This window comes from Enterobacter sp. HMSC16D10 (genome assembly GCF_001807145.1).
GTDB classification, from domain to species: Bacteria; Pseudomonadota; Gammaproteobacteria; order Enterobacterales; family Enterobacteriaceae; genus Enterobacter; species Enterobacter roggenkampii.
Map to the genome: position 1 here is coordinate 73,560 of NZ_KV787924.1, position 16,405 is coordinate 89,964.

The 16,405-nt window shown below is 53.6% G+C and carries 8 protein-coding genes and 1 pseudogene; 4 read left to right on the plus strand and 5 right to left on the minus strand.

Going from position 1 to position 16,405, the window contains the following annotated elements; all coding sequences use genetic code 11:
• Positions 1 to 12 precede the first annotated feature (12 nt).
• The 3 genes from HMPREF3143_RS24170 to metK form a co-directional block, all read right to left on the minus strand.
• Positions 13 to 510, minus strand: coding sequence for a SprT family zinc-dependent metalloprotease (locus tag HMPREF3143_RS24170; protein ID WP_039265483.1), 498 nt, complete (start codon positions 508 to 510; stop codon positions 13 to 15).
• Between the two features lie 57 nt (positions 511 to 567).
• On the minus strand, positions 568 to 1,965 hold the full coding sequence (gene galP / locus HMPREF3143_RS24175; RefSeq protein WP_044597669.1) for a galactose/proton symporter: 1,398 nt from the start codon (positions 1,963 to 1,965) through the stop codon (positions 568 to 570).
• A gap of 441 nt (positions 1,966 to 2,406) precedes the next feature.
• Complete coding sequence (gene metK / locus HMPREF3143_RS24180) at positions 2,407 to 3,561, minus strand: methionine adenosyltransferase (RefSeq protein WP_008499745.1); 1,155 nt, start codon at positions 3,559 to 3,561, stop codon at positions 2,407 to 2,409.
• A gap of 138 nt (positions 3,562 to 3,699) precedes the next feature.
• Here metK and HMPREF3143_RS26045 point away from each other — a divergent pair, with 138 nt between their 5' ends.
• From HMPREF3143_RS26045 to speA, 4 genes and pseudogenes are all read left to right on the plus strand, one after another.
• Positions 3,700 to 3,870 carry a hypothetical protein gene (locus HMPREF3143_RS26045; protein ID WP_045335271.1) on the plus strand — a complete coding sequence of 57 codons (171 nt, stop codon included), beginning with the start codon at positions 3,700 to 3,702 and terminating at the stop codon, positions 3,868 to 3,870.
• A 170-nt stretch (positions 3,871 to 4,040) separates the two neighbouring features.
• Positions 4,041 to 4,130 (plus strand): annotated as a pseudogene (locus HMPREF3143_RS26435) (hypothetical protein); the annotation flags it as partial.
• 94 nt (positions 4,131 to 4,224) lie between these two features.
• Positions 4,225 to 4,356, plus strand: a complete 132-nt coding sequence (yqgB, locus tag HMPREF3143_RS25400; protein WP_127312443.1) for an acid stress response protein YqgB — start codon at positions 4,225 to 4,227, stop codon at positions 4,354 to 4,356.
• 8 nt (positions 4,357 to 4,364) lie between these two features.
• On the plus strand, positions 4,365 to 6,341 hold the full coding sequence (speA, locus tag HMPREF3143_RS24190; RefSeq protein WP_008499744.1) for a biosynthetic arginine decarboxylase: 1,977 nt from the start codon (positions 4,365 to 4,367) through the stop codon (positions 6,339 to 6,341).
• A gap of 53 nt (positions 6,342 to 6,394) precedes the next feature.
• Here speA and HMPREF3143_RS24195 read toward each other — a convergent pair whose 3' ends face one another.
• Both HMPREF3143_RS24195 and HMPREF3143_RS24200 read right to left on the minus strand, forming a co-directional pair.
• Complete coding sequence (locus HMPREF3143_RS24195) at positions 6,395 to 14,653, minus strand: two-partner secretion domain-containing protein (RefSeq protein WP_070534406.1); 8,259 nt, start codon at positions 14,651 to 14,653, stop codon at positions 6,395 to 6,397.
• Positions 14,654 to 14,667: 14 nt separating this feature from the next.
• Positions 14,668 to 16,401 (minus strand): ShlB/FhaC/HecB family hemolysin secretion/activation protein, encoded by a 1,734-nt coding sequence (locus HMPREF3143_RS24200; RefSeq protein ID WP_070534407.1) that lies wholly within the window; start codon positions 16,399 to 16,401, stop codon positions 14,668 to 14,670.
• Positions 16,402 to 16,405 lie beyond the last annotated feature (4 nt).

Sequence of the window (16,405 nt, forward strand, 5' to 3'; positions counted from 1 at the left end):
ACGTTCAGATAATTATTCCGCCACCAGCGGCTCGCCGCATTTCACGCAGCGGTAGGTTGCCTCGCCGCGCACCACGCGATTATGGCGGCGGACGGTAAGCTGATGTTGCTGACACAGGCAGCGGTAGGGGAAGGTATTGCGACGCACCGATTCCAGCTCGAACTGATGGGTTCTGCGCGCCGGAACGCCGAGCACCGCTTCCATCATCCACTTCCACTCCTTGCCGTGGGGGGCGACGCGTCCGAAGTGTTTCCACACCAGCAGGTGCGCCAGCTCGTGCGGCACCACCTCATCAATAAACGCCTGCTGGTTTTCCATCATCAGAACCGGGTTCAGGCGGATCTCATAGGATTCCAGCCAGGCGGTACCGGCCGAGGTGCCACGCTGCTGGTAGACGAGTTTGGGTTCAGGGTAATTGCGACCAAGCTTCAGGTTCGCCTGGGCGAGTTTTTCCCGCAGGCTGCGCATAACGGCTTGCTGAATGGCGATGGGGAGACGGGGAGCTTTCATAGGGCAGAGCATAAAGCGGGAAGCAGGGAGGCGCAAGAGGCGCCTCCCGCAAGAGGATCAGTCGTGGGCGCCAATTTCGCGCAGAGGACGACCTTTCATCAGGTTACGTTCAATATGTTCCAGCGAAACGTGTTTGGTTTCCGGAACCAGCCAGATAGTCAGCACAATGAAGAAGATGTTCAGACCGGCGTAGACCCAGAAGGTATTGGCATTGCCCAGAGTGTTGAGCATGGTCAGGAACGTTGCGCCGACGATCATGTTGGCAATCCAGTTCGTTGCGGTAGAGCAGGTGATACCAAAATCACGCCCTTTCAGCGGCTGGATCTCAGAGCACAGCACCCAGATAAGCGGCCCGGCGCTCATCGCAAACCCGACGATAAACATCAGCAGCATGCCTACCGCAAAGTACTGGGCGGTTGGGGAGTGAATGCCCACATGCATCATGGTACCGAGGACGCCCATACCGGCCGCCATCACCATGAAGCCCAGCGTCAGGGTTGGCTTACGTCCCCAGCGGTCCACCAGACCGATGGCGATAAAGGTCGCCAGCACGTTGGTCAGACCCACGATGACGGTCCCCCACATCTGCTCGGTGGTGTTGGTATAACCCGCCAGCTCAAAGATTTTGGGCGCGTAGTACATGATGACGTTCATCCCGGTGAACTGCTGCATCACCTGGAGCAGCACGCCGAGGAACACTGCCCGGCGGAAGTTGCTGTTCTCTTTAAACAGCGCCCAGCCGGACTGTTTGACCTTCAGGCTTTCGCGGATCTCTTCCAGCTCGTTTTTCGCTTCCGCGCTGGTATCGCGCAGGCGCATCAGCACGCGTTCGGCATCGTGGAAGCGACGTTTTGCGGCAAACCAGCGCGGGCTGTCCGGCAGGAAGAAGACGCCAATCAGCAGCAGAACCGCAGGGATGATGATCACGCCGAGCATCCAGCGCCATGCGCCGCTGTAGCTAAACGCGGTATCGGAAAGGTACGCGCCCAGGATACCGATGGTGATCATGAGCTGGTACATCGAAATCATACTGCCGCGGATTTTCTCCGGCGCGATTTCAGACAGGTAGAGCGGGGCGGTATAGGACGCCACGCCCACGGCCAGACCGAGCAGCACGCGGGAAACCAGCAGGACCTCAACGTTAGGTGCAGCAGCGGAGAAGAGTGAGCCGGCCACGAACAGGATCGCGCCAATCATCAGGCTCTTTTTACGTCCGAGCTTGAAGGAGAGCCAGCCGCTGCCGACGGCCCCAACGGCCGCACCGAACATCATGGAGCTGACCACCCATTCCTGGGTGTGAGCGCTAATCTGGAACTCGTCAGTGATGAAAGGTAATGCACCGGCAATCACGCCGATATCCAGGCCAAAAAGTAATCCTGCCAGGGCGGCGAGGAAACAGACGAAGAATGTCATCGCCTTGTTGGACGTACGCCCCTGTTTTTTATTGTCAGGCATTATGCCCTCCAGTTGGGTTATCAGTTTTATTGATGGTAAGGGTAGGTGAGCGACCCGTAAAAATATGTGAGATTAATCACATAGGTGTAATCGGTTACACTCGTGTGCAACCGTAAATAAAATTAAAGCTTTGAAAATATAGAGGTAAATGAAGTGAGGCGCATCGCGAAAGGAGATATTTCAGACTTAACTGAAAGGGAATGTAACAGCAGAAGAATGGCGATCATGCAAAGAGAATATTCTGAAAGCGGAGAGCTGCCGGTGCGGTGTAATCGGTTCCAAATAGTGCGCCTTTCAGCCGGGTGGCGGCTGCGCTTTACCCGGCCTACAAATGCCCAAAACTCGTAGGCCCGTGCAAGCGAAGCGCCGCCGGGCAAGGATGATCGCACAAATGCAAAAGGCCAGCCCGAAGGCTGGCCTTTTAAAAGCGATGTCAGTCGATTACTTCAGACCGGCAGCTTCACGCAGCAGGGCGGCTTTGTCGGTTTTTTCCCATGGGAAATGTTCACGACCAAAGTGACCGTATGCAGCGGTTTCTTTGTAGATTGGGTGCAGCAGATCCAGCATCTGAATCAGGCCGTATGGACGCAGGTCGAAGAACTCGCGCACCAGCAGGGTCAGCTGTTCTGAAGGCACTTTCTCGGTACCAAAGGTTTCCACCATGATGGAGGTGGGCTCAGCCACGCCGATAGCATAGGAAACCTGAATCTCACAGCGGTCAGCCAGGCCGGCAGCCACGATGTTTTTCGCCACATAACGTGCCGCGTACGCTGCAGAACGGTCCACTTTTGATGGATCTTTACCGGAGAATGCACCGCCACCGTGACGCGCCATGCCGCCGTAGGTATCAACGATGATTTTACGACCGGTCAGGCCGCAGTCACCCATTGGGCCGCCGATAACAAAGCGTCCGGTCGGGTTGATGAAGAATTTGGTGGCGCTGCTCAGCCATTCGGTTGGCAGAACCGGCTTGATGATCTCTTCCATCACCGCTTCCTGCAGGGATTTCTGATCGATATCTTCGGCATGCTGGGTAGACAGAACCACCGCGTCAATACCGACAATTTTACCGTCGTCGTACTGGAAGGTGACCTGGCTCTTCGCATCCGGGCGCAGCCACGGCAGGGTGCCGTTTTTACGCACTTCAGCCTGACGCTGCACCAGACGGTGTGCGTAGGTGACCGGCGCTGGCATCAGCACGTCGGTTTCGTTGGTTGCATAGCCGAACATCAGGCCCTGGTCGCCCGCGCCCTGTTCCAGCGGATCGGCACGGTCAACGCCCTGGTTGATGTCTGGAGACTGTTTGCCAATTGCGCTCAGTACCGCGCAGGAGTTGGCATCAAAGCCCATATCAGAATGCACATAACCGATCTCACGCACCGTGTTACGGGTGATCTCTTCGATATCAACCCATGCGCTGGTGGTGATCTCACCGCCAACCAGAACCATGCCGGTTTTGACATAGGTTTCACACGCGACGCGTGCTTTTGGATCCTGCGCGAGGATCGCATCCAGCACCGCATCGGAGATTTGGTCAGCAATTTTATCAGGATGTCCTTCTGATACGGACTCGGACGTAAACAGGTGTTTTGCCATGTTTTATTTCACCTAAGAGGAATTTGGTTAGCTCAAGCTGCTGTGTGGAATAGCCAAAGGAGATAATTCTACCAAGGCCTGCAGGTTTTTGACACTGGCAGTATGAGTGTTAATCAGTATAGATGGATTAACATCTGGATGGCTATTTTAGGTCACTTCTTCACCCGATTTCCAGTTTTTTTTGACTCATCTCTCACTCAGTTGAAATTGCTGCTGGCAAAAATTCCTGACGGTGCTGGCAACACGCGCATTTTTGTTTTGCTTTTTAGCCCCCTTCTCGGTATAAAACGCGGCGCGCGGCTCATATAAAATAAGCGCTCGATGAACTCATCGTGTCGCCACTTCCAGCCGGGTAAAGCAGTGAACTTTTAGCTTTGGCTTGGGGTCCGTTTCAGCAGAGGCGGCCGTGGAGGTGATACGAGATAATGAACCATCGTTTTCCGCTAATTCAGCGCAGCCGTTCTGGCGCGCATTTGATTCCCGCAACCCGCATTTCTAGTCTGCAAACCTGCCGATGTTATACCCATCTCGGCGCTTCTCAGGATTCCAGGGCCGGTCACGCTTTGTGAAAACTGAACAAGGGCGCTCTTGTTAATACAAGAGTTTTCTCGTGGTTTCGCCGAACCTTGTCATACAGAGTTCGGATACGTGTTTTACAATGATATGAATAAGAAACCGGTCGCACGGTCTGGATTTCAGCATACTCTGCTGGGAAACGGAGCCGTTTATGGGTTGTTATCGCCGTATAACGCTGCGATAGTAGTCAACTGTTTTACACTGAATACAAAGAGTTGAGGTTCGCTATGTCTGACGACATGTCTTCTTTTTCGCCTTCGTCAGCGGGCGAACAGGGTGTACTACGTTCTATGCAGGAGGTTGCGATGAGCTCCGAGGAAGCCAGCAAGATGCTGCGCACTTACAATATTGCCTGGTGGGGCAATAACTACTACGACGTCAATGAACTGGGCCACATCAGCGTCTGCCCGGATCCGGACGTCCCTGAAGCGCGCGTGGATCTCGCCAAACTGGTGAAAGCCCGTGAGGCTCAGGGCCAGCGTTTGCCTGCACTGTTCTGCTTCCCGCAGATCCTGCAACATCGCCTGCGTTCGATTAACGCCGCGTTCAAACGCGCGCGTGAATCCTACGGCTATAAAGGCGACTACTTCCTGGTTTACCCGATCAAGGTAAACCAGCACCGCCGCGTGATTGAATCGCTGATCCACTCCGGCGAGCCGCTGGGGCTGGAGGCGGGTTCCAAAGCCGAACTGATGGCCGTGCTGGCGCATGCGGGGATGACCCGTTCAGTGATCGTCTGTAACGGCTATAAAGACCGTGAATACATTCGTCTGGCGCTGATTGGCGAGAAGATGGGCCACAAGGTCTATCTGGTTATCGAGAAGATGACTGAAATCGCCATCGTGCTGGAAGAAGCCGAGCGTCTGAACGTGGTGCCGCGCCTTGGCGTGCGTGCGCGTCTGGCGTCGCAGGGTTCCGGAAAATGGCAGTCCTCCGGCGGTGAAAAATCCAAGTTCGGCCTGGCGGCCAACCAGGTGCTGCAGCTGGTAGAAATTCTGCGCGAGCGTGGTCGTCTGGACAGCATTCAGCTGCTGCACTTCCACCTCGGCTCGCAGATGGCCAACATTCGTGATATCGCCACCGGCGTGCGAGAGTCGGCGCGTTTCTACGTTGAACTGCACAAGCTTGGCGTGAATATTCAGTGCTTCGACGTGGGCGGCGGCCTGGGCGTGGACTATGAAGGGACCCGCTCACAATCTGATTGTTCCGTGAACTACGGCCTGAACGAATACGCGAATAACATCATCTGGGCGATCGGCGACGCCTGTGAAGAGAACGGCCTGCCGCACCCGACGGTGATTACCGAATCCGGTCGCGCGGTGACCGCGCACCATACGGTGCTGGTCTCGAACATCATCGGCGTTGAGCGCAGCGAAACCACCGAAGCGACGCCGCCGGCAGACGATGCCCCGCGTTCCCTGCAAAGCATGTGGGAAACCTGGCAGGAGATGCACGAGCCCGGCACGCGTCGTTCCCTGCGCGAATGGCTGCACGACAGCCAGATGGATCTGCACGACATTCACGTCGGCTACTCTTCAGGCACCTTCAGCCTGCAGGAGCGCGCGTGGGCAGAGCAGCTCTATCTGAATATGTGCCATGAAGTGCAGAAGCAGCTCGACCCGAGCAACCGCGCCCACCGTCCGATTATCGACGAGCTGCAGGAGCGAATGGCGGATAAGATTTACGTCAACTTCTCGCTGTTCCAGTCGATGCCGGATGCCTGGGGTATCGATCAGCTGTTCCCGGTTCTGCCGCTGGAAGGATTGAATCACGCCCCGGAACGTCGCGCGGTGCTGCTGGACATCACCTGCGACTCTGACGGCGCTATCGACCACTACGTGGACGGCGACGGTATCGCCACGACGATGCCAATGCCGGAATACGACCCGGAGAACCCGCCAATGCTGGGCTTCTTTATGGTCGGTGCGTATCAGGAGATCCTCGGCAACATGCACAACCTGTTCGGCGATACCGAGGCGGTTGACGTGTTTGTCTTCCCTGACGGCAGCGTGGAAGTTGAGCTGTCTGACGAAGGGGATACCGTGGCGGACATGCTGGAATACGTTCAGCTGGATCCGAAAACCCTGCTCACGCAGTTCCGCGACCAGGTGAAAAACACCGGGCTGGACGATGCGCTGCAGCAGCAGTTCCTGGAAGAGTTTGAAGCGGGTCTGTACGGATATACGTATCTGGAAGACGAATAACGTTCGAAAGGGGCGTTAAAAAAAGGGTCTGACGAAAGTCAGACCCTTTTGTTTTAGCTGTACTGCTCGTCGGTGAAGGTAATGGTTACCGGAGCATAGATATCAATCGGTCGATCGATTTGCAACGCCTTCCACTGTGGACGCGCGTTCATCGCACCTTTGCTCATGTCGCCATTCCACTTCTTGTGTTCCGGCGTTTTCGGCATGTCCATCCCGGTCTGACCGGTGGACGACCCCGGAGAAAGCTTAACGTCATTCCCTTTGGTGTTGCTGGATGGCGCAACGCCGTTGGTCATGTCGCCATTCCACTGCTTGTGTTCCGGCGTTTTCGGCATATCCATCCCGGTCTGACCGGTGGACGAACCCGGCGAGAGCTTGACGTCATCGCCTTTGGTGTTGCTGGATGGCGCAACGCCGTTGGTCATGTCGCCATTCCACTTCCTGTGGTCCGGTGTTTTCGGCATATCTTTACCGGTTTTACCCGTTGCAGAGCCAGGAGAGAGCACAGGATAGTTAGTTTCCGGTACGGCCCATTTCTTCACTGGCGTAACCGTTGTGGCTTCTGGTTTCGCTTTTGGCGTAACCGTTGCGGCCTCTGGTTTCGCTTTTGGCGTCAGCGGCTGGGAGGTTGACGGCGCAACGTTTGGCACGGCTTCACTGCGTGCGGTTTCAGACGCGACGGCCTCCTTATGGACCACCGAAGAGGCGGACGTGGAGGTCGTTGTCGCCGTCGTTTTCTCAATCGTCATATGCTGAGAATCAGACGTTGTACGCGTCGTGGTTGTCGTCTGCTGCTGCGTTGAGCCTGGCTTAGTCGGCGTACACTTCTGAGGGCAGCCGCCATCGTCCGTATGGCCGTCATCCGGCTTCGCTGGAGTATCGCTGTCTGCGTCAGCGCCGCTTTTCTTCTTCTTACGAATCCCCGGATCGGCAAGCGTGTAGGAAATGTTATTTCCTGCTTCTTTCTCATCACGCGTGACAACCGACATTTCATCTTTATTGGTATTGAGATCGCCATTCACTGCCGCACTGGTGGTGTCACCCACGGCGATAGTGGATTTCTGCGTTTCGTTGTAGTGAATTTCATCCACGGTGTCGACGTAGATGTTACCGGAAGGCACTACGCCATTGCTCAGGCCAATGCCGCCACCGCCGTACAGACCATCCTGCTCAACGTGGTCTTCCAGCGTTTTCGCATTGATATCACCCGCAACGTTCACCGATCCGGTGCCATCCTGAGATACCAGATTAGCCCCGGTCATATTGAGGTCGCCTCCGGTTTTCACATTCAGCTCGCCGCTGGTATTGATACCGGATTGCTTCGCTGTTTTAGACGAATCGTAACTTTCAGAGCCGCCGCCCCCGTTGACGGACGCGTTCGGGATGATGCCCGCTGCCGAGACGGAGATGCCCACAGAAGCGCCCCAGTTACCGCGGCTACTTTCGGTGTGCTCGGTATTCTGCACGGAGGTGATATTCATATCGCCTGCAACGTTAACATCCGCTTTTTCTGCATCGATGTTAGCGCCCTTCATGTTCATATCACCGCCAGCGTTCACTGTCACCGTGTTGCCGTTGATAGTACTGTTCTTATACGACGTAGAGTTACCCGAGCCGTGTTCCGTACTGCCGTTGTAATCGACTGAAATACCGCCGCTTGCGCCGGTTATATCCACTCCCACGCCTGCGGTAAGACCGCCTTTGTGTTTTTCGGTTTCATTGGTGTAAGAGGTCGTTGATTTCGCTGCGTTAATGTCCACATTACCACCCGCATTGATCTCCGTATTCTGCGAGTTCACGTTCACGCCGTTGAGCGTGGTATCGTTGGTCGAATTAATGCTGACGTTTTTAGCATTAATATTGGTGGTATTCTCCGCCGTTGCGGTGCGCGTTTCTTTCGTTTTTGTCGTGTTCCCGCCGAAAGTGACGGAGCCGCCAGCAAGATCGTTTAGCATGATGTTGGACACATCGCCCAGCACTTCCGCCGTCGTGGTTCCGCTGTTAATCGACTGGCCTTGCTGCGATTTATCAATGAGATTCCCGGTTTTGTCGATCGCATCAACTACCGCACTGTGGGCCTCACCTGAAACACCGACAAAGCGGTCTTTATGTGTGACGGTGGTTTTGGTTTCATCCTCGTATTTGGTGCTTGCGACATCCTTCGCGTTAATGCTGAGCTTATCTCCGGCGGAGAGGTCAGCGCCGCCAATATCCGCCGTTTTTCCTGCATTTACGGAACCGGAGTCGGTAAAATTAATGGACGCGTTGGTGTTCTGCTTGCTCTGGGTCGACACGGTATCGGTTGTGTCTTCCATACCCACCTTGAAACCGGCAGTATCGGTGATCGGTGCGCGGCCCGGTTTGGCACCAATCGCGGAGGTTTCAGAATTACCGCCTGCGCTGGTGTAGTCGCCAGAGGTGGTATTTTTTGTGGTGCCGTCGTTTTTGCCGTAGGAAGCCGAGGCGGATTTACCGGCGCCGCTGATGCCGGCCTCAGCAACAAACTGGCGAGACTGTGTGGTGTGTTCCTCAGCGGACACGTTTTCAGACGTCTTTATCTCAACGTTTTCTGCCGCGTTGATGGAGCCGCTTTTCGCGTCAATGCTGCCGCCTTCGATGACCACATTTTTGCTGGCATCAATCTGCACATTGCCGCCAGCCTTGACGGTTGCGCCGATAGCTTCGCCGGTCACCGTTTTGGTGTCGGTGGTGGTATAGCTGGACAGACCGTTGATCTCGGTATTGATGGTACGGTTAGAATCAATCTGATGCAGGTCATTGAAGGTGACGTCACCTTCGCTCGCCTTCATATTCACGTCCTGGCCTGCCGTAATATCAGCCGCGTTGGAAGTGATGGTTTTCGCCTGCATGTTGATACTGCCGCCTGCGGTGACGCCATCATCGTGCGCATGAATCTTCTGCTTGCCGTCTTCGCCGTGTCCGACAGATGCGGTCAGGGTGATGTCGCCCTTTTCAGCCTTCATGTCAATGTCGCCACCGGCGTTCACTGCCGCGCCGTTTGAGGCAATGCTGCCATTTTCCGACGTCATTGAGACGTTACCGCCCGCCGAGATGCCAGCATCTGTCGCATTGCTGATGTTGTTAATATCCCCTTTGGATTTCAGCGTGACGTCACCCTTAGAGGAGAGGGTACCGTTCACGTTGTTAATGGCGGTGGCATCAACTGAAAGGCTATTTCCGGCTGCAATGGACGCTGTGCCTTTACTGATATCACCGTTAGCCAGCTGGCTAAGGGTTTCAGGGCAAAGGTAGACCACCGGCACCAGCACTTCCGTCCCTTTGATGTTCTGGCTCACGAACCAGACGATATCCTGGGTTAGCCCATTGCGCTGCTCTTCGCTCAGAGGCTGCCCCACCACCAGATTTAGATCGCTGTTTTTCGCCGCAATACCGGCGTTATCCATCAGGTTTTGTACCAGCGCATCGCCTTCAAGACCGTCTCGTATCGCAAACATGCTGCCTACGGAGCGGCTGATCTCTCGACGAATCAGTTCGGAGATAAAGTAGTTATCGCCAATGACGTTAACGGTTTCGGTGGTAGTGTAATCCACCTTGTCGAAATAGTAGTCAGAGCCGCTGTACTTGCTCTGATCGATCATTTCCGGGCGCGTTTCGAAAATCGGAATGATGTGGTTGGCCGGGCCGCTGTATTCGGTACCGTTTTTCGCCGCCTCAGAGGCTTTTTTGAATTCGTCAGTGACTTCAAACATGCCCGGCAGAGAGACCAAATCCTTGATGGTCGGCAGTGGGCTGATCCCCATGGCCAGTTCATTCAGCTTTTTGGTATTGATGGCAACATCATAGCCCGCGACGGCGGTGTCGATGGTGTAGTCACCCACGTCGATATTCTCAATTTTGGCGTTTTCTTTGATTGTGCCAGCGTTAGCCAGGCCGTTATCCAGCGTGCCGCCATTGTGCGTAAAGTTACGACCCGCCGTGATTTCACCTTTTTCTGAAGGCACGAAGTAGATCATATTCGTCTTCAGAGGGGTAATGCTGGTGTCATTGCTTACCAGGTTATGCCATGCCGTGTTCAGGGTCGCGTAATCTTGCGAATTCCACGTTTCACCAAACACTTTGCTCATGACGTAGTTGAGCTGGGTTGAGTCATTCGCGGCGTCGAGAAGCGATTTATAGCTACGCTCTCTGTTTGGATCCTGGGTACCGCTTTTGGTTGCAGGTGCGCCGTCACCAAAGATGAAATCAAGGTATTGATAGAGCGAGTTGAAGGTCAGCGTCGTGTAGTGCTCTGCTGCCACCTTCCAGTAGTCGGTCAGTACTATCGGTTGCTCAAGGATGAGATTCAGATAGTCATACATGGATTCGGAGGTATAGGTTGGCGAGTTCAGCAGATTACCCGTGATGGTGATATCACGTCCCGCCTGGATCAGGCCGCCGTTATTTTTAACCTCTTTTTCGTCGAAAATGCCGCGCTGGTTAATATTAATATCTTTCCCGGCGCTGATTTCGCCGAGCTTACTCATAGCGATATCTGACGCCAGAACCGGGATGTGCAGAACCGTGGTAATCCTGACCTGCGTCATCACATTATCAATACCGGCCCATTGACCCACGGCATCCTGCGTTTGGGTTTGCGAAATGGTGCCACCCGTATAGGTGCTCTGGTTTTCCAGAGAGGCCGCATCAATATTGATGTTCTGTTCGGAGCGAATGATCCCGGCGGAGTTGATAATCGTTTTCGCGATGAGCGACATGTCACCCATGCTCAGCACGTTACCGTTATAGTCATTAACAAAGGCACCGTCGTGGGCATTAATATCCATCTTCCCTAACGACCAGAGCAGGCTGTTGCTGTTGTTCATTACCTCATTAGCGTTGATGTGTAAATCACCCCCCGTGACCACAGACTTGCTGTTGATCACCTTACCGTCTGCCTGGAGCGTCAGGTTGCCGATGGCTTCCATCATGGTGTTGTTGTACAGCGTACCTTCCGTGCTGAGCGTCATATCATGACCTGCACGAATACTGCGGTTATTGTCATTCAGCGCGATGGAGTCTTTTACCTTGAGCAATAAATCATGACCCGCTTCGAGGATGCCATTGATGTTATTGAATGAACCGGTATGGATGTTGAGGTCGTTTCTGGCAGAGGTCGTGCCGGAATCATGATTATTCAGCTGCGAGGCATTAATCGTGATGTTATTCCCGGCGATCAGGGCATTTTTTTCGTTGCTAATCGTCCCGCCCGCTACGTTAAGGTTCGTATTGTTGGCACCCGATAGTACCGCTGCATTGGCGTTGATCAGATTATTAGCGACATTAACTGACAGATCGCTCTGCGTCGACACAATCACCGCCTGTTCGGTGTTAAGCATGTTTTGCGCATTGATCGTAATGTCGCCGCCCGCCACGAGAGTGGACACCGACTGCTGCCCGTCCTCTGCGGTGAGGCTGCCAATGTTGCTCAACGTGTTGGCGACAATCTCCAGCGGGCCGTTTACAGCCTGAATGACACCGGCCGTGCGGTTGGTCAGAACGCCGATGGCGTTCAGCACCGTCTGCATATTGGCGGAGATGACCGCGCCGTCGCTGTTGATGAGCGACTCAACGTCTTCAATCGTCAGGTTACGCAGTGCAGCTAAAACATGCCCTTCACCTGTGTTGGCCAGGTTTTTGACGTTGCGAATAATCAGATCCAGACCTGCCTGAACCACACCGTCGTTTTTCAGCTCCTCAACGGCATCGATCGCGATATTGCCATTGCCGATGATCACCGAGCGGTTGTTTAACGTCTTCACGCCGCTGATATTCAGATTGCCCTCAGAGGCAATCACTGCATCACTGCTGTTATTAAGCGTCGTGGTCGTCGCGATCGAGAGCGCATTATCCGATTTAATCATCGATGCGCCGCTGTTATTAAGGGTACCTACGTTTCTCAGCGTGGTATTTCCAGCACCGAATAGCGTTGCACCTTCAGTGTTATTGAGGGTGTTCACATCGGACAGTGACAGCGTGCCGTCAGAAATCACAAAACTGCCGGTGTTATTCAGCGTGTTGAGATGGGTAAGTTGCAGCGTCTTGCTGGCATACAGCGTGGCGGCGTTAAGGTTATCGACGGTGCTGACGCGATCGAGCGTCAGGCTACCGGCCTGAATGGTTGAGGCGTCGTTAAGCAACGATGTCGCTGTAACGGAGAGGTTTTCTCTTGCCGCGATCAGCGCGTCATGGGTGTTAGAGAGGGTGGAAATTCCGCTGGCATTGATATTATCGCCCTGGATCAGCCCATCGTCATTGTGTACTGCCAGCGCGCCGTCACCCTTTATGGTGAGGTTCTTCCCGGCAATAATGCTGCCTTTTTGACTATTCTGTAGCTCTTTTTTGACATCAAGCTGCATGTCAGTGGTCGCACTCAGCGTGCCGGCCTGGTTTTTCAGATTCGCGGTTGCGATGGTCAGTTTCTCGCTGGCACTGATGGTGCCGCTGTTACTGACGTTTGCACTGGCTTTACGGGTCTGGGTGGAGACATTACGTCCTGCAATACGTCCGGTATTGCTGAGCGTGTCGCCGCCGGATGCCAGCGTCACGTCATGCTTGTTGCTGGCAATGGTGCCGTCGTTGACGATGTTGCCGTCGGCATCAATGAAGATCAGCGCATCGTTACCGCTCAGGGTGCCGCTGTTTGAAACCTCACCGTTGACCTTAATGCGCATCTCACCGCTATTAGCGCCAATATGACCACTGTTGTTCAGGGCGCTGGCGGTCATAACCAGGTTTTTATCCGCGTAGAGGCGGCCTGCGTTGTCGAGATGGCCGACAGACAGCGTCTGGGCGTTGCTGGCATACAGGATGCCATTGTTCTTCATCGAACCTGATGCAATCCAGATATCCCCTGTGGCGCTGACGGAACCCTTGTTTTCAAACGCACCGGTCAGGTTGAACTGCAGCGTTCCTTTCTTCGCGAGAATAACGCCTTCATTGTTAGTCATGCTGCCCGCGGTGATGTTGACATTACCACTGTTGCTGACGATCTCCGCATCGGAGACGAGGGTGCTGAAGGGCACCTGCTGGCCATTCTGGATGACGACAAAATCGCCATTTTTTAACGTCACGACGCCACCGGAAATGACAGCGCCGTTAGCATCCAGCGCTTTTAGTTTTCCGGAAAGGGTGTACTGCCCGGCAACATTAATCTGAATGGCGGGTACCGCTGTTGTGGCACTGTTTTGCGCAATGATAGCAGCCGTATTTTGCAGCAGGGTTGAGGCATCAATTCGGATCGTGCCGTTACGGGAGATAACGTCGTTATTCACCGTCATGCCAGAGAGCGCATGCAGGATAATATTATTTTGCGCTTCTGTACTTCCGGTGCCGCTGCTGTTTTTGTTCAGGGCAATATTGTTGCCGCTGACAGTGACATTTTTATCGCTGCGTAAACCTGTCAGCGTCACGTCGCCGTTCGCACTGATCTCAATGTCACCCGTGGCAATAATACTGCCCTCATGACGGACGCCTGCGCCGGATTCGGTGCTGATAAGCTGAATTTTACCACCGTACATTGACCCCATCGCCCGACCGTCAATCGCGACATCCGGCGTATGGCCGTCACCCGTGGCGCGAGTCGTGTGCTGGCGGCTGGAGAGATCGTAATCGTTCTGCCCGGCAACTACCTTAACGTCCGCCTGGCCGGCAATTTCACCTTCCAGTTTTGCACTTCGGCTGACAATGTCGAAGTAGCTTAGCCCTTCGGTAGAAATGCCTTGCCCTGTGAGAGACACGGTGCCTTTTTCAACAGCTAGTTTATAGTTGCCGTCCTCTTTCATCTGCACCTTACCGGTACTCAGCGTCAGGCTGTTGGCATTAATGGTGGTGGCGCCGTTAACGCTAATACCGTTTTGGTTAGCAACGATCACGTCCGCTTTTCTGCCGAAGACTTCCATCGTCCCGTTAATATAGGACGCCTGGGCTCCCGTCACTTCACTGATAATTGCTTTTGCTTCATGCTCAAGCTGGGCGTTTTTAACCGTGTAACCCCCGATCTTAGACACACCATCCTGCATGCTGTTGTTAAAAATAAGGCCATTTTTATCAACGTTAAACTGGTCGAATTTATTATGCGAGACGCCTTTCGCATTCGGATCGGTGATATTCACGACTGGCGTGCCGTTAGCCGCCTGACCCATTGTTGGCCCTTTACTCTGGCTGGCATCCGGTACCGTTGCGGCTTCGGCATTAGCTGCGAGAATACCCGCTATTGAAATAAAAAGTGGGCAAAGGTGTTTATGCAAATTCCCTGCGGTTAGCTTCGTTTTTGAGGTTTTATTATTGCTCATAAAAATTCCTTAAATTAGAACGTTACTTCCATCTTGTAATAAACGACCGTGTTATCGACGGTATTCTCTTCCAGTGAATCTGGTTTTTTTATAGGCCAGCCCGCGAGGACATACGTTGAAAAATGGCTACCGGTAGCTTTAATCCCGACAGAGCCACCCATCATGAATTGGCTATCACATACGTTGACGCCTTTCGGGCAATTATCTTTGGCAAAGCCCAGGTCATAACCTACATAGGGAATAAGCTGATAGATACCGCCGACGCCAACATCGAATGGAAACTGCAGGGTATTGGCGATCCAGCCGCCGCTATCAACCAGCAGGCTATCGTCCTTGAAGCCGCGTACGGTGAATTCATCGCCCAGCGTTAATTTTGCATCGCTAACCAGTACGTTCGGGGTGTACTGGAACCCTGCGTTGAGTTCATACACGCCACCTAAACGGCCAGACTGAAAAAGCGGACGCGTCCAGCTGGCAATGCCGTTGTACTTGACGTAATCAAGGTCAAACCCTTTAAGGTCGGCATCGTTTTTCCAGGCGGAACCAAACCAGGGAACCGCTGCCGTCACGCCCACATCGCCATAGAACCAGCCGTTCATCAGGGCGCCGACCCAGGTAGCGCCCGACGAAATCGAGGTATAGGTTTTAGAGCTGACGTCTATACGCTGGTTTTCAATGCTGTTGTTGCTATTACGTCTTTCAACTTTTGCCCACCAGCTGGTTTTACCCGTGGCGTTACGGCCGAGCATGCGGCTGACACGCAGAGAAGCACGGTCAGAATCTCCGTCAGAAGCGTAGCTGGCGTTATTGCCGGCAAGCGTTTTGTCGTGGCTGGATTTGTAATAAAGCGCGTCAAACGACCAATAACCCAGTGGGATGCTGTAACTCGTTGACCACGAATCCTGATTATCCTGGTTATTCTTCAGGTTATTCCATGAATAATAAACGTTGAAAATATCATTGATGCCGGCAATGTTTTTAGCGGTTACGCTGCCATAATACTGCTGCCAGCCGTCAGCCTTAAAGCCAGAGTTGTTAAGACCCGCGGTGACCGAAAGAGGGAATGCAGGCACGTGCAGCAGATTAAGATCGGAATAGCTGTTTATAACAGACGGTTGAATTTCAATATTGTCGTTAGGGTAAACGCGCAGCAGGTTTTCGACCATTTGATCGACATCCTGCATGTTCAGAATCTTGTCTTGCGCAAAAGGATAGGCAGTGAACATGCGCGTGCGTTCACGGAAGGACGGCGCTTGCCCGTTAACCTTAAGATCGTGTATTTTTCCCCACATCACCCGCAGAGAGAGTGTGCCCGTTTTGATATTACCGGGCTCAACACCAATCAGCGTCGTGGCATAACCACGAGAAATATAAAAATCGGTCAGTTCTTTGGCCAGTTCAAATATTTCTGTTCGACCGAGCATTTTGCCCTCATAGCGATCGATAATCGCCTGACGCTGCGGTGAGTTGTCAAACTGCGTATCATCAAGGATGACAATATGATTGACCTGAAATTTCCAGTTCGAGTCGCTGCTGGCCAGGGTTTCATCTCCGGCTTCGCGCATTTTTTTTTGTTGCTGGATTAACTGCTCGGTCCGCTTGGCTTCTTCTATTAATGCCTGGCTGGTTTGTCTTTCGAGACGATCCAGTTCCTGTTTATTTTGCTGACCAGGGAGTGCCGCCGTAGCATGAGCCACAGGAATGAACGGCACTAATAAAAGTGCATATTTTGAAAAACGCTGAAGCACGAAT